Here is a 14,079-nt window from a genome sequence, read left to right on the forward strand (position 1 = left end):
AAACAAAGATTTAGAATTGTTTATTTTGGAAAACGAATTTATAATAGTACATGTAGGTAATTTTTATAACATTTATAATTTGTTGGTAAGTGAATTGTGAAAAGATTTACATTATCCAATAAATAAACGCAAAATTGGTTGCGTTTACTTAGAGCTTCTAATATGTCGCTTGTCACATTAAGTGTCCATATTGAAAGCCATCACTTTTAACGTACACAAGAAAGGAGATGGAGTTTTGGAACAGCAAAAAGTATTTGATCCGTTTCAAGCATGGAAAGACGTATATGACAAAACCGAATCTTACTGGGGTAAAGTTATTGGGGACAATATGAATCGTGAAGAATTTTCCCAGCTCATGGGAAATGTGCTAAATATGAACCTTCAATATCAACAAGCAGTAAATGAAGTAACGGGGCGCTATCTGCACCAAGTAAATGTACCAACAAAAGAAGATGTAGCAAACGTTGCGTCATTAGTCATCAATGTGGAAGAAAAAGTAGAATTATTAGAAGAGCAATTTGATGATCGTTTTGATGAATTAGAAGCACAGCAAGAAAGTGCATCCGCTTTGAAAAAAGATGTAACTAAGCTGAAATCTGATGTCAAATCATTAGACAAAAAACTCGACAAAGTGTTATCTCTTCTTGAAGGGCAGCAAAAAACACAAGACGAGTTAAAAGAAACGATTCAACAACAAATTAAAACTCAAGGTGAGCAGCTTCAGGCTCAGCTTTTAGAAAAACAAGAAAAATTAGCTGAAAAGCCAAAGGCAGAAGCTAAAGCTGAAGCAAAACCATCAAACGCTCAAAAAACTGAGCAGCCGGCTCGCAAGTAGGGCATAGGGGATTTTAAAACAACATTAACTGCTGTATTTACAGTAAAAATCATCGCTGAAGAAGCAAGGGGGAAATTTTTCATGACAACATTACAAGGTAAAGTAGCAATCGTAACAGGCGGATCTAAAGGTATCGGGGCAGCAATTACACGTGAGCTTGCTTCTAATGGAGTAAAAGTAGCAGTAAACTATAACAGCAGTAAAGAATCTGCAGAAGCAATTGTAAAAGAAATTAAAGACAACGGCGGCGAAGCTATTGCGGTTCAAGCTGACGTGTCTTATGTAGATCAAGCAAAACACCTAATCGAAGAAACAAAAGCTGCGTTTGGTCAATTGGACATTCTAGTAAACAATGCTGGAATTACGCGTGACCGTTCATTCAAGAAGTTAGGCGAAGAAGATTGGAAAAAAGTAATTGATGTAAACTTACATAGCGTATACAACACAACATCAGCTGCGCTAACGCATCTTTTAGAATCTGAAGGCGGTCGTGTTATCAATATTTCATCAATTATTGGTCAAGCGGGCGGATTTGGTCAAACAAACTACTCAGCTGCTAAAGCAGGTATGCTAGGATTCACCAAATCATTAGCTCTTGAACTTGCTAAGTCAGGCGTAACAGTTAATGCAATTTGCCCAGGATTTATTGAAACGGAAATGGTAATGGCAATGCCGGAAGAAGTTCGTGCAAAAGTTGTTGCGAAAATTCCAACTCGTCGCTTAGGCCACGCTGAAGAAATTGCACGCGGAGTTGTTTACTTAGCAAAAGACGGCGCGTACATTACAGGACAACAGTTAAACATTAACGGCGGCTTATACATGTAATAAATGCTGGCCCTGACTTTTGTCGGGGCTGTGCTTGTTAACTAACTACTAATGAAATGAAAGGGTGTGTATATTCGTGGCAATTCCTTACGTGCAAGAGTGGGAAAAATTAATCAAATCAATGCCAAGTGAATATAAAAGTTCTGCAAGACGTTTTAAGCGTGCATATGAAATTATGACAACAGAAGCGGAACCGGAAGTTGGATTAACACCAAAAGAGGTTATTTGGAAAAAGAATAAGGCAAAATTATATCGCTATACGCCTGTAAAAGATAACCTGCATAAAACACCAATCTTACTCGTATATGCACTGATCAATAAACCGTATATTTTGGATTTAACACCTGGAAACAGCCTTGTTGAATACTTATTAAACCGCGGTTTTGACGTGTATTTACTTGACTGGGGAACTCCTGGGCTTGAAGACAGCAATATGAAGCTAGATGATTATATTGTAGATTATATTCCAAAAGCGGCGAAAAAGGTGCTTCGCACTTCTAAGTCTCCTGATTTGTCTGTTCTTGGTTACTGCATGGGCGGAACTATGACATCTATTTTTGCTGCATTAAATGAAGACTTGCCGATTAAAAACTTAATTTTTATGACAAGTCCATTTGATTTTTCAGATACAGGTTTATACGGAGCATTCCTAGACGATCGCTACTTTAATTTAGATAAAGCAGTAGATACATTCGGAAACATCCCTCCAGAGATGATTGACTTTGGAAACAAGATGCTAAAGCCAATCACAAATTTTTACGGTCCGTATGTAACGCTGGTGGATCGTTCGGAAAATCAGCGCTTTGTTGAAAGCTGGAAGCTAATGCAAAAGTGGGTTGCTGACGGAATCCCATTTGCTGGTGAAGCTTATCGTCAGTGGATTCGCGACTTCTATCAACAAAACAAATTAATCAATGGTGAACTTGAAGTTCGCGGACGCAAAGTAGATTTGAAAAATATTAAAGCTAATATTTTAAACATTGCTGCTAGCCGTGATCATATTGCGATGCCGCATCAAGTGGCAGCTTTAATGGACGCTGTTTCAAGTGAAGATAAAGAGTACAAATTGCTGCAAACAGGTCACGTATCTGTTGTATTTGGTCCAAAAGCAGTGAAGGAAACATATCCTTCAATCGGCGATTGGCTAGAAAAACGTTCTAAATAAAATAAAGACGCGGCTGGGACAAAAATATTTTAGCCGAAGTAAAAAACGAACCACTGATATCAGTGGTTCGTTTTTTGTTATGGTGAACGCAGGTTTCAAGTATGTGGTTGCTTCTAGCTGGTGATTGGAGGGCAAGGCGAAGACTCCTGCGGGGAAAGCGGAACAGGTGAGACCCCGCAGGAGCGTAAGCGACGAGGAGGCTCAGCGGTCGCCCGCGGAAAGCGAAGTCTTGCACGGAAATCAACAGCGGTGTCTCAAGTGTCCATACGAGCTCATGTATCCCATTTATTTGTCTTTAGATTAGATTAATTTAATTATGTCTCGACCTCTTTTTTTTGTATAAACAGACAATATTGAGTGACGGTTCTTGATGCAGGCTGCTGGGATTTATGATATCTAATGACAAGTGAGGTGACTTCTTTTATACTAATGTAGTCACCTTCTTGAACATGGGATTTTTTACATGGATATTGCTATCCATGTAACAATGAGTATGCTTTGGGAAGAAAGAAGAAAACTATTAGTATTATAACAAAAAAGGAATGTCAGATTATGCCGCAACCATGGAAACGACGAGTAAGGCAGATGTCTTCAGCTCAAATTATTGTTACATTTTACATAGTGGCTGTTACGCTTGGATTTCTATTGCTTAGTATTCCAGAAGCTTTAAAGCCGGGAGTGAAGTTAGCATTTATTGATCGCTTATTTATTGCCGTTAGTGCGGTAAGTGTAACAGGGCTGACACCTGTTTCTACTCCGGATACATTTAGTACCACGGGCTATTTTTTGCTCGCTTTTATCTTTCAAATCGGTGGTATTGGTGTGATGACACTCAGTACATTCATTTGGATGATTTTAGGTAAAAAAATTGGTTTAAAGGAACGTCAGCTCATTATGACAGATCATAACCAATCCCGTTTATCAGGATTAGTTGACTTGATGAGAAATATTTTATTTATTATTTTTGCTATTGAACTAGTTGGTGCCATTATTTTAGGATTACATTTTCTCCGTTACTATTCGAGCTGGACAGATGCGTTTCTGCATGGTTTCTTTGCTTCTGTCAGCGCTACAACAAATGCCGGCTTCGATATTACAGGATCTTCATTTATTCCGTATGCCCATGATTATTTTGTACAAGTGGTAACTGTTATTTTAATTACGCTTGGAGCGATTGGATTCCCTGTGTTAATTGAGATTAAGCACTATTTTTTAACATTTAAAGATAAGCGTAAATTTCAATTTTCTCTATTTACGAAGCTAACGACCATTATGTTTTTTCTGCTGTTAGCAGGGGGAACAATTTTAATTCTTGTGCTAGAGCATTCAGGGTTTTTAGCAGATAAGTCTTGGGATGAATCGTTCTTTTATGCGTTTTTCCAATCCGCTGCTACAAGGAGCGGAGGAGTGGCGACCATGAATATTAATGAGTTTTCACTTCCTACGTTAATTATGATGAGCGCGATGATGTTTATCGGGGCTTCACCGAGCTCAGTAGGAGGAGGAATTCGTACGACGACGTTTGCATTAAATATTCTTTTCCTGTTTTATTACGTAAGAGGAAATAAGACGATTAAAATCTTTCGCCGCGAAATTCATGAAGATGACATTATCAAATCAGTAGCCGTGTCGATGTTAGCCGTGATCATTTGCTCGATTTCTCTTCTTATTTTAAGTATTACAGAACATTTTTCTCTCATTGAGCTTATTTTTGAAGTGTGTTCAGCTTTTGGGACAACCGGTTTATCAATGGGCATTACAGGAGGACTTTCTGATATCGGAAAATGCGTTATTATGATTTTAATGTTCATTGGCCGAATTGGCATGTTCTCATTTATCTTAATGCTTCGCCGTCCAACGTCTGGACCGGATTATCACTATCCGAAAGAACGTATCATTATTGGATAAAAGAGGCTGGGACAAAAATATGTTAGTTGAAGGAAGATCCGAATGAGTTTGTTTCTTGATTAAGAATCCAACTCGTTCGGATCTTTTTATTATGATGGTGAACGTAGGTTTCATGTAGCTGCTTCTAGCTGTTGATGGGAGGGCGAGGCTTATCGACCGCCCGCGGAAAGCGAAGCCTTGCACGGAAATCAACAGCGGTGTCACAAGCGGTTCAACGCATTTATCCTAGTTGTTCGTATTTAGAGTAAAGTGATTTTGTTATGTTTCAACCGCTTTTTTACAGCTTTTTCTGCTTATATTGCTTAGCAAAAGGCGCATTCTAAGAAAAGGAAGTTCAATGGACTTCCAAGCATAGGAGGGATAGATGATGGCAAAGCGTAAAGTAGGGTACAAATCAGCACTAACTAACAACAATACACCAAAAGAGAGCCTTTCAGATGCAGAATTTGCTGCTGAATATGCTGGCGGCGAGGAGCCGGCTAAAGGCGCGAATCGCAATTCTAAAAAAGGAAAGCAAGGTAAGTAACGATGAGCAAACATAAACAAAACAATAAGCACATCGCGAGCACCGAAGCAAAACAAAAACAATTACTGCAAGAAGAGTTTGGAACGGAAATGGGCGATCCGAACGCAGCTAAAATATATGAATCCCTTGGAAAGACAAAGTCTGATAAAGAGCATGAAAAGAAAAAAGAATGCTAAAGAAAAAAACCTCGGATATCCGAGGTTTTAGCTTACAACTGGAAGACCAAATGCTTCTACAGGTGCTGAATAAAGTTTTGTATCATTTGCTTTTTGATCATAATAAGCAAGAAGAACAGATGGTTGTTCATTGATTTGTCCTGTTTGTTTATAATACATATAATCAAATGGAAGAATTTCTAAAACAGTGTGCTTGTATAATTCTTTTTCAGCAAGCTGTTCAGCTTCAAAAGCCTGTCCCATGATAGAAGGATTAGCAAGCATTTGCTGATAGTAATGAGAGCGGACTTGTTTTTCTACTTTATCGTCCCACCAAGGCTTACGAGGCTTATGCTTTTGGTTTTGTAAATAATCAATTTTCATAAACCCTTCAATTACTTCTTCATTTGAAAAACTTTCTGTTTGAATATACTGTTTAAGGCGTCTGAATAAATCTTCAAGCTGATGACCGATTCGAACCCAGCCCATTTCATCCCAATACGTCCCAAAGTTTTGGAAAAAATCAAAAGGCGTATCATAGCAGTGTTCTACTAAAAACTCGATCGTTTCATCCATTCGGTGGTCATTCCAAAACTTTTCTAAAATATCTTCTACATGCTTGATACGTACGACATCTGAAAATGGCAAGACGTTATTGCTTAAAATTTCATAAGGCGACTGATCCATGTATTGATAATTATAGCGAGGCGCACTTAAACGTAAGCCAGTGCCGCGAAGCATTTTTAAAAAGCCTAGCTGAAGCTCTTCAGGACGAAGTGCAAATACATCATTAAACGTATTTTTAAATGAGTTGTAATCTTCGTCTGGCAGTCCGGCGATTAAATCTAAATGCTGGTCGATCTTTCCGCCTTCTTTTACCATTGTTACGGTACGCGTTAATTTTTTGAAGTTTTGTTTGCGTTTGACTAGCTCATTAACGGCATCATTTGTAGATTGAACGCCAATTTCAAAGCGGAATAATCCTTTTGGCGCGTTATCGTTTAAGAACTGAATAACTTCTGGGCGCATAATATCGGCAGTAATTTCAAACTGAAATACGGTACCTTCACGATGTTCATCAATTAAAAATTGGAACATTTCCATGGCGTAGCTGCGGCTGATGTTGAACGTGCGGTCTACGAACTTAATTGTGCGCGCTCCGTTATCCATCAAATAGCGAATATCTTCTTTTACTTTTTCTCGGTCGAAATAACGAACGCCTACTTCAATAGAAGAGAGACAGAACTGACAGCTAAACGGACAGCCGCGGCTTGTTTCAATATACACAACGCGTTTTGAAAGTTCTTGGCGGTCTTCTTCAAAACGGAAAGGAGAAGGCATTTCGCGCAGATCAATTTTATTGCGCTGTGGGTTAACAACTGGTTTTCCTTCTTTTCGGAAAGCCACGCCGCTTACGTTTTCAAACTGACGCTCGCCGTGAAGTTCATCTAACAGCTGCTTGAATGTTTCTTCACCTTCACCAATAGCGATAAAGTCAGCTTCAGGAATACGCTCTAACCAGTGAGTTACATCATAGGTTACTTCTGGTCCACCGAATATAATGATGAGCTCAGGATTGATCTTTTTAAGCATTTGTGCGACTTTAATCGTTTCTTCAATATTCCAAATGTAACAGCTGAAACCAATAATATCTGGGTTGCGTTTATATAAATCCGTGACAATGTTCATAGCAGGATCTTTAATCGTATATTCGGCCATATCCACTTTATAGTCAGGCTCTGCATAGGCTTTTAAACATCGAAGGGCTAAAGAAGTATGGATATACTTCGCATTCAATGTACTGACAACAATGTTCATTCAAAAAGCTCCTTTTAACTCGTAATATGAAATCAATTTACTATTTTAGCACATTTGAGAAATAAAGTATAAATACCTTTGCACTTTTGTTGTGGCGGGGAAAAGATTTCGGTAAAATGTAACAGAAACGTAAAAGAAGAAAGAGTCTCGGTTAATGTGAACCTTGGTGAACGAAAAAAATGAGGTGGAAAACGTGGAATATAAGCGAATTAAGCCAAAAAAAATATACGAAGAAGTAGCCGAAACGCTTCTTGAGAATATAAAAGAAGGCAGCTTGAAACCTGGAGACCGTTTGGATTCAGTGCAGCAGCTGGCGGAAAACTTTCAGGTAGGACGCTCAGCTATTCGTGAAGCTCTTAGCGCTTTGCGGGCGATGGGGCTTCTGGAGATGAAGCAAGGAGAAGGCACATTTGTACGCGAATTTAACTCAGATATGCTGTCTTTGCCTGTAACTAGCGCTGTATTAATGAATAAAAACGATATTGAGCATTTGCTTGAAGTGAGAAAAGTATTAGAAATTGGAGCTGTTCGAGCGGCAGCTCAAAAGAGAACGGATGCGGACCTTAAACAGCTGTCTAATAGTCTGGAACAAATGAAAGGAGCGTTTGGCAATGAAGAACTGGGAGAGAAAGCAGATTTTGATTTTCATTTAGCCATTGCCAAAGCCTCACAAAACCCTCTTTTAGTGAAGCTTATGAATAACGTATCAGAAATGATGATTGAAACGATGAAAGAGACAAGACGCATCTGGCTTTATGCAGAAGAGAAAACGGCTGAACGGATTTATAAAGAGCATCAGCAAATTTATGAAGCTATTCTTTCTCAGCATGCAGAAGATGCTCAGCATTTTATGATGAGTCACCTTGATAATGTTGAACATGTACTAATGAAATACATACCGGAAGAAAAATAACGCCATTTCAGGCAGAAAAGTGCGCTCTAAACAACAGAAAAACTAAAATTCAAGCACCTTCCGATAATTTATGCTTGCTCTATTGTGAAAAGATTTACATAATAGAAACTAGGATTGTCAAATGGAGGGTTACAAAGTATGAAAAAGCAATATAGAGATGATAGTCTAGCTTTGCATACAGATCTATACGAGCTGAATATGGCGCATACGTATTTTCAAGACCAGATTCATAAACGTCGTTCTGTATTTGAAGCTTACTTTCGTCGGATGCCGTTTGAAAGCGGTTATGCGGTGTTTGCCGGGCTAGAAAGAGTAATTGATTTTATTGCTAATTTCAGATTTAGCGAAACGGACTTAGATTATTTATATGAAGAATTACATTATGAAGCGGAGTTTATCGACTATCTAAAACAGGTTCGATTTAGCGGTAATATTCGTTCGGTCGTAGAAGGCGAAATGATTTTTGCTAATGAACCGATGCTGCAAATTGACGCTCCTTTAGCAGAAGCGCAGCTTATTGAAACGCCGCTTTTAAATATTTTAAATTTCCATCCGCTGATTGCCACAAAAGCATCGCGTATTCGCTTAGCCGCGGGAGAAGATAATTTATATGAACATACGGGTACAAATCAGCTTATGGAATTTGGTTCAAGAAGAGCACATGAGCTGGATGCTGCTTTTTACGGGGCAAGAGCTGCTTATATTGGAGGCTTTGACGCAACCAGTAATGTAAGAGCGGGAAAAGTGTTTGGAATTCCTGTGTCCGGCACTCACGCCCACGCGCTTGTTCAAGTCTATCGTGATGAATATAGTGCGTTTAAAAAATATGCCGAATCACACCGTAACTGTATCTTTTTAGTAGATACATATAATACGTTAAAATCAGGTATTCCAAATGCTATTAAAGTAGCAAAAGAAATGGGAGAACGAATTAATTTTATCGGTATTCGATTAGACAGCGGAAGACTTCCATATCTTTCTCAAGAGGCAAGAAAAATGCTTGATGAAGCGGGCTATCATGATGTGAAAATTTTCGCTTCGAATGACCTTGATGAGTACAGCATTCTAGATTTGAAAGCGCAAGGTGCCAAAATTGATGGATGGGGAGTTGGAACAAAGCTCATGACGTCCTTTGATCAGCCGGCGCTAGGAGCGGTGTACAAGCTGGTTTCGATTGAAGATGATCATGGAAACATGGTGGATACGATTAAGCTGTCAGAAAACCCGGAGAAAATTTCAACTCCCGGTCTAAAAGAAGTATATCGAATTGTAAATCAAGTGAATCACAAATGGGAAGGCGATTATATTACGATGCAAGACGAAGTGCCGAATGAAGAGGAGCATTTAAAAATGTTTCATCCTATTCATACGCACGTCAGCAAGTTTGTCACGAACTTTAACGCACGTAAAATTCACCAGCCAATCTTTGCACAGGGAAAGCTTGTGTATGAGCAGCCTACCATTGAAGAAATGAGAGCCTACTGCTTACAAAACTTAAAGCATCTATGGGATGACTACAAAGTTATTACAAAATCGAACGAAGATGTATTTCGTCCTACAGAGTATCCAGTAGACTTAAGTACAAACTGCTGGGATAACAAAATGCAAAATATCGAAGAGACTAGAAGCAAGTTACTATCTGATACCGTACTTGTGTAGATTCCGTCAGCTAGTAATGAGAGGAGAGTTTTTTTATGAAAGAGCTACAAAAGCAAATTATTGAAGAAATGCATGTGCAAAAAGAAATTAATCCCGCGGAAGAAATTCGCCGCAGCGTTGATTTTCTGAAATCCTACATGAACAAATATCCTTTTTTACGTTCGTTTGTACTAGGTATTTCCGGCGGCCAAGATTCTACGTTAACTGGAAAGCTGGCGCAGCTAGCGGTTAATGAGTTGAATGAAGAAGCCGAAGAAGAGCGCTATCAGTTTATTGCTGTTCGTCTTCCATACGGTGTGCAGGCAGATGAAGCAGACTGTCAAGATGCACTTGCTTTTATTCAACCAACAAAATCTATTTCTATTAATGTAAAACCAGCAGTAGATGCGATGCTTTCTGCTGTTGAAGAAGCGGCAGATGATAAAGTTTCCGACTTCAACAAAGGAAATGTAAAAGCACGTGAACGAATGATTGCGCAATATACGGTAGCAGGCATGTACAGTGGAGTCGTACTTGGAACGGATCACTCCGCTGAAGCTGTTACAGGATTTTATACAAAATTTGGTGACGGAGGAGCTGACTTAGTGCCTATCTTCCGTCTAAACAAGCGACAAGGGAAACAAATGCTAAAAGAATTAGGCTGTCCCGAGCATCTATATATGAAAAAACCAACGGCTGATTTGGAAGAAGATCGTCCACAGCTTCCGGATGAAGAAGCGCTTGGCGTAACGTATGAGCAAATCGACGATTATTTAGAAGGCAAAGATGTAGGTGAACATGCAAGTAACGTCATTGAAGGTCACTTCTTAAAAACGCAGCATAAACGCCAATTGCCAATCACAGTGTTTGATGATTTTTGGAAATAAATAAGTAAGAAGCTGAGACAAACGTAGTTGAGTTGAAGGAAGATCCGAACGGTTTTGATTCTTGATGGAGAATCAAATTCGTTTGGATTTTTTTAATAATAGGGCAAACGTAGGTTTCACGTGTCTCAATTTCTTATTATTTTGTGGGAAAAATATCAAACAAAGAAATGTATTTTTGAAAAACTAGTGAAATTAGAAAAACATAGGAGTATAATAGCATTAAGTCATCTGATGACCTGTTAACTAAAAGAAGTAAAATGATCAGCTTGGAGGGAGCAAATGATGAAAGTATCTTTATTTGCCACATGTTTGATTGATATGTTTCAAACAAATGTAGGAAAAGCGACGGTAGAATTGTTAGAACGATTAGGATGCGAAGTGGATTTTCCAAAGAGTCAAGTATGCTGCGGGCAGCCTGCGTATAACAGCGGTTACGTAAAAGAATCAAAAGAAGCAATGAAAAACATGATAAAAGCGTTTGAGCATGCAGAGTACGTTGTATCTCCATCAGGCTCGTGTGTGACAATGTTTAAAGAGTATCCTCATCTTTTTAAAGGTGATGCTGCATGGCATGAGTCTGCCGTGAAGCTTGCTGATAAAACGTATGAGCTAACGGATTTTATTGTAAACGTTTTAAAAGTAGAAGACGTGGGAGCCAGCTTAAATGGGAAAGCCACTTATCATTCTTCCTGTCATATGACGCGTTTGCTAAACGTAAAAAAAGAACCTTTTACACTATTAAACAATGTAAAGGGTCTTGAAATGGAGAATCTTGAAAACAGTCATAACTGCTGCGGATTTGGCGGGACGTTTTCGGTTAAGATGGGGCAAATCTCTGAACAAATGGTCGATGAAAAAGTGGGCTGTATAGCTAAAACAAACGCGGAGTACTTAATTGGAGCTGACTGCGGCTGTCTTATGAATATTGGAGGAAGAATTGAACGAAAAGGACAGCCTGTAAAAGTGATGCATATCGCTGAAGTGTTAAATAGCAGAATGTAAAGAAAGGAGAATACCGAATGTCTATGAAAATAGGAAACGATCAGTTTAAAAAACGCGTCGATGACGGAGTCAATAATGCGTTTATGCGCTTTGCGGTTTCAGGTGCTCAAGAGCGCTTAAGAAGCCGTAGATTAGATGCGGCGGAAGAGTTAGGGAACTGGGAAGAATGGAGAGCGCTTGGCGAAGAAATTCGTCAGCATACGCTTGAAAATTTAGATTACTATTTAGAGCAGCTCACGGATAATGTAGCTAAACGCGGAGGCCACGTTTTTTTCGCTCAAACAGCTGAAGAAGCGAATGAGTACATAAAAAATGTAGCGAGGCAAAAGCAGGCAAAGAAAGTCGTTAAATCCAAGTCAATGGTTACAGAAGAAATTCATATGAACGCTGCTTTAGAAGAACTGGGCTGTGAAGTTATTGAAACGGATTTAGGAGAATATATCCTGCAAGTAGATGATCACGATCCGCCTTCTCATATCGTAGCTCCTGCACTTCATAAAAATAAAGAACAAATTAGAGATGTATTTCAACAAAAGCTTTCTTATAAAAAAACGGAAAAACCTGAAGAACTAGCTCTTCACGCCCGGGAAATGCTGCGAAAAGAATTTTTATCAGCTGATATTGGCATCACGGGATGTAATTTTGCGATTGCAGAATCTGGGTCTATTTCACTTGTAACCAATGAAGGAAATGCAAGGTTAACAACGGCCCTTCCTAAAACGCAAATTACGGTTATGGGAATGGAACGAATTGTGCCAACGTTTGAAGAGTTTGAAGTGTTGGTAAGCCTGTTAACTAGAAGTGCAGTAGGTCAGCGGCTTACAAGTTACGTAACAGCGCTTACAGGACCTAGACTTCCAGGAGAAGTAGACGGACCGGAAGAATTTCACCTAGTGATTGTAGATAACGGACGATCTGCGATTTTAGGAACTGAGTTTCAATCTGTTTTACAGTGTATTCGCTGTGCGGCATGTGTGAATGTATGTCCCGTGTATCGCCATATTGGAGGGCATTCATATGGATCTATTTATTCAGGTCCGATTGGAGCTGTATTATCCCCTTTGCTTGGAGGCTATGAAGACTACAAAGAGCTTCCATATGCTTCAACTCTATGCGCAGCCTGTACGGATGCCTGTCCGGTCAAAATTCCGCTGCATGAGCTATTACACAAGCACCGTCAGCGAATTGTCGAGAAAGAAGGAAAAGCACCTATTTCGGAAAAGCTGGCGATGAAAGCATTTGGCTTGGGAGCAGCTTCTTCTTCTCTATATACAGTGGGCGCTAAAGTGGCACCGGCTGCTCTTACTCCTTTTATGTCAGGAAGCAGTATTTCAAAAGGACCTGGTCCATTAAAAGCGTGGACAGAAAGCAGAGAGTTTCCGGCGCCTACAAAAGAGCGCTTACGAGATTGGTTTGATAAAAGGAGTGATGATGATGAACGGAAGCATTCAAAATAGAGACAGTTTTTTAGATAATATTGCAGCTAATCTTAAGCGAAGCAGGCGAACAAGCGGCGTAGTAAAGCCCCAATGGAAGCATGCTCCTCAGCATGAGGTCTACCGCAGCTATTCGCCGGATCAACTAAAGAAAGAGCTTGAAAACCATTGCGAACGTATTCATACTCGCTATGTAGAAACATCATCACAACACTTGCCAGCTGCGCTTGAAGAAGCCGTAGCGAACTATGGAAATGGTCTTGTCTGCACGTGGGATGATCCTAGGTTTTCCGAATATGGATTGAATCTGCTGATGGAGAAATGGGAAACAAGCAGTAGCCTTCACGTATGGAATTCGGTAAAAGGCGATGAGAATATTAAACTAGCTGAACAAGCAAATGTAGGCATCACATTCAGTGATTTGACGCTAGCGGAATCCGGCACAGTTGTTTTGTTCAGCAGCGGTGCAAAAGGACGATCGGTCAGTTTGCTGCCGGCCACTTATATTGCGATCATTCCTCAAAGTTCCATTGTCCCTCGCATGACACAAGCTGCTGAAATGATTCATGAAAAAGTAGAGCGAGGAGAAACGATTGCTTCTTGCATTAACTTTATTACGGGACCGAGCAATTCAGCTGATATTGAAATGAATCTAGTCGTTGGCGTGCATGGACCTATTCAAGCCACTTATATTGTAGTGAATGATCGATAGAGGCTGGGGAAAACGTATTTTAGCCGAAGTGAAAAACGAACCGTGAATCAAACATGTTGATTCACGGTTCGTTTTCTTTGTTATGTTGAGCATAGGTTTCATTTTGTTATGTCCCAGCCTCTTTTATTCATGCTCCTTTTTTAAATAACGGGAGAATGTGAAGAAATGTCGCATTTTGAATAAACGTGACTAATTTTAAAAAGGTAAAAAGCAAATCTTGTAGAATACTAAGTCTATAGATAAAAGGTGGGGAAATGGG

General features: G+C 39.5%; 14 protein-coding genes. 13 read left to right on the top strand and 1 reads right to left on the bottom strand.

What is annotated here, in order from left to right; all coding sequences use genetic code 11:
- Nucleotides 1-235 precede the first annotated feature (235 nt).
- From phaR to AC1VNJ_RS14965, 7 genes are all read left to right on the top strand, one after another.
- A complete protein-coding gene (phaR, locus tag AC1VNJ_RS14935; protein WP_028414183.1) occupies nt 236-835 on the top strand; it encodes a polyhydroxyalkanoic acid synthase subunit PhaR in 600 nt (199 codons plus the stop codon).
- A gap of 81 nt (nt 836-916) precedes the next feature.
- Complete coding sequence (gene phbB, locus AC1VNJ_RS14940; protein ID WP_014461095.1) at nt 917-1,660, top strand: acetoacetyl-CoA reductase; 744 nt, start codon at nt 917-919, stop codon at nt 1,658-1,660.
- Between the two features lie 76 nt (nt 1,661-1,736).
- Nucleotides 1,737-2,825 carry a class III poly(R)-hydroxyalkanoic acid synthase subunit PhaC gene (locus tag AC1VNJ_RS14945; RefSeq protein ID WP_013055939.1) on the top strand — a complete coding sequence of 363 codons (1,089 nt, stop codon included), beginning with the start codon at nt 1,737-1,739 and terminating at the stop codon, nt 2,823-2,825.
- Nucleotides 2,826-2,945: 120 nt separating this feature from the next.
- Nucleotides 2,946-3,134, top strand: coding sequence for a hypothetical protein (locus AC1VNJ_RS14950; RefSeq protein ID WP_080963408.1), 189 nt, complete (start codon nt 2,946-2,948; stop codon nt 3,132-3,134).
- Between the two features lie 219 nt (nt 3,135-3,353).
- Entirely contained in the window at nt 3,354-4,733 is a 1,380-nt protein-coding gene (locus AC1VNJ_RS14955) for a TrkH family potassium uptake protein (RefSeq protein ID WP_255256020.1), read from the top strand.
- A 367-nt stretch (nt 4,734-5,100) separates the two neighbouring features.
- On the top strand, nt 5,101-5,259 hold the full coding sequence (locus AC1VNJ_RS14960; RefSeq protein WP_025749458.1) for a hypothetical protein: 159 nt from the start codon (nt 5,101-5,103) through the stop codon (nt 5,257-5,259).
- A 2-nt stretch (nt 5,260-5,261) separates the two neighbouring features.
- Nucleotides 5,262-5,435 carry a thiamine pyrophosphate-dependent enzyme gene (locus tag AC1VNJ_RS14965; RefSeq protein ID WP_014461091.1) on the top strand — a complete coding sequence of 58 codons (174 nt, stop codon included), beginning with the start codon at nt 5,262-5,264 and terminating at the stop codon, nt 5,433-5,435.
- Nucleotides 5,436-5,462: 27 nt separating this feature from the next.
- On the opposite strand, the gene AC1VNJ_RS14970 is transcribed toward AC1VNJ_RS14965, so the two are convergent.
- Nucleotides 5,463-7,232, bottom strand: a complete 1,770-nt coding sequence (locus AC1VNJ_RS14970) for a B12-binding domain-containing radical SAM protein (protein WP_028414181.1) — start codon at nt 7,230-7,232, stop codon at nt 5,463-5,465.
- A gap of 193 nt (nt 7,233-7,425) precedes the next feature.
- On the opposite strand from AC1VNJ_RS14970, the gene AC1VNJ_RS14975 reads away from it, so the two are divergent.
- The 6 genes from AC1VNJ_RS14975 to AC1VNJ_RS15000 all read left to right on the top strand — a co-directional run bounded on the left by AC1VNJ_RS14975 (nt 7,426) and on the right by AC1VNJ_RS15000 (nt 13,820).
- On the top strand, nt 7,426-8,145 hold the full coding sequence (locus AC1VNJ_RS14975) for a FadR/GntR family transcriptional regulator (protein WP_482641013.1): 720 nt from the start codon (nt 7,426-7,428) through the stop codon (nt 8,143-8,145).
- Between the two features lie 138 nt (nt 8,146-8,283).
- The gene (locus tag AC1VNJ_RS14980; protein WP_047751413.1) at nt 8,284-9,804 is read left to right on the top strand and encodes a nicotinate phosphoribosyltransferase; all 1,521 of its coding nucleotides are present in this window, start codon (nt 8,284-8,286) and stop codon (nt 9,802-9,804) included.
- A gap of 35 nt (nt 9,805-9,839) precedes the next feature.
- Nucleotides 9,840-10,670: an ammonia-dependent NAD(+) synthetase gene (gene nadE / locus AC1VNJ_RS14985; protein WP_028414178.1), complete on the top strand. Its 831-nt coding sequence runs from the start codon at nt 9,840-9,842 to the stop codon at nt 10,668-10,670.
- A 282-nt stretch (nt 10,671-10,952) separates the two neighbouring features.
- A complete protein-coding gene (locus AC1VNJ_RS14990) occupies nt 10,953-11,672 on the top strand; it encodes a (Fe-S)-binding protein (RefSeq protein WP_028414177.1) in 720 nt (239 codons plus the stop codon).
- A 17-nt stretch (nt 11,673-11,689) separates the two neighbouring features.
- The gene (locus AC1VNJ_RS14995; RefSeq protein WP_014461085.1) at nt 11,690-13,129 is read left to right on the top strand and encodes a LutB/LldF family L-lactate oxidation iron-sulfur protein; all 1,440 of its coding nucleotides are present in this window, start codon (nt 11,690-11,692) and stop codon (nt 13,127-13,129) included.
- A complete protein-coding gene (locus AC1VNJ_RS15000) occupies nt 13,107-13,820 on the top strand; it encodes a LutC/YkgG family protein (protein ID WP_480381695.1) in 714 nt (237 codons plus the stop codon). The genes AC1VNJ_RS14995 and AC1VNJ_RS15000 overlap by 23 nt, the downstream gene beginning before the upstream one ends.
- Nucleotides 13,821-14,079: the final 259 nt, after the last annotated feature.

This window comes from Priestia sp. 3CA3, assembly GCF_056836725.1.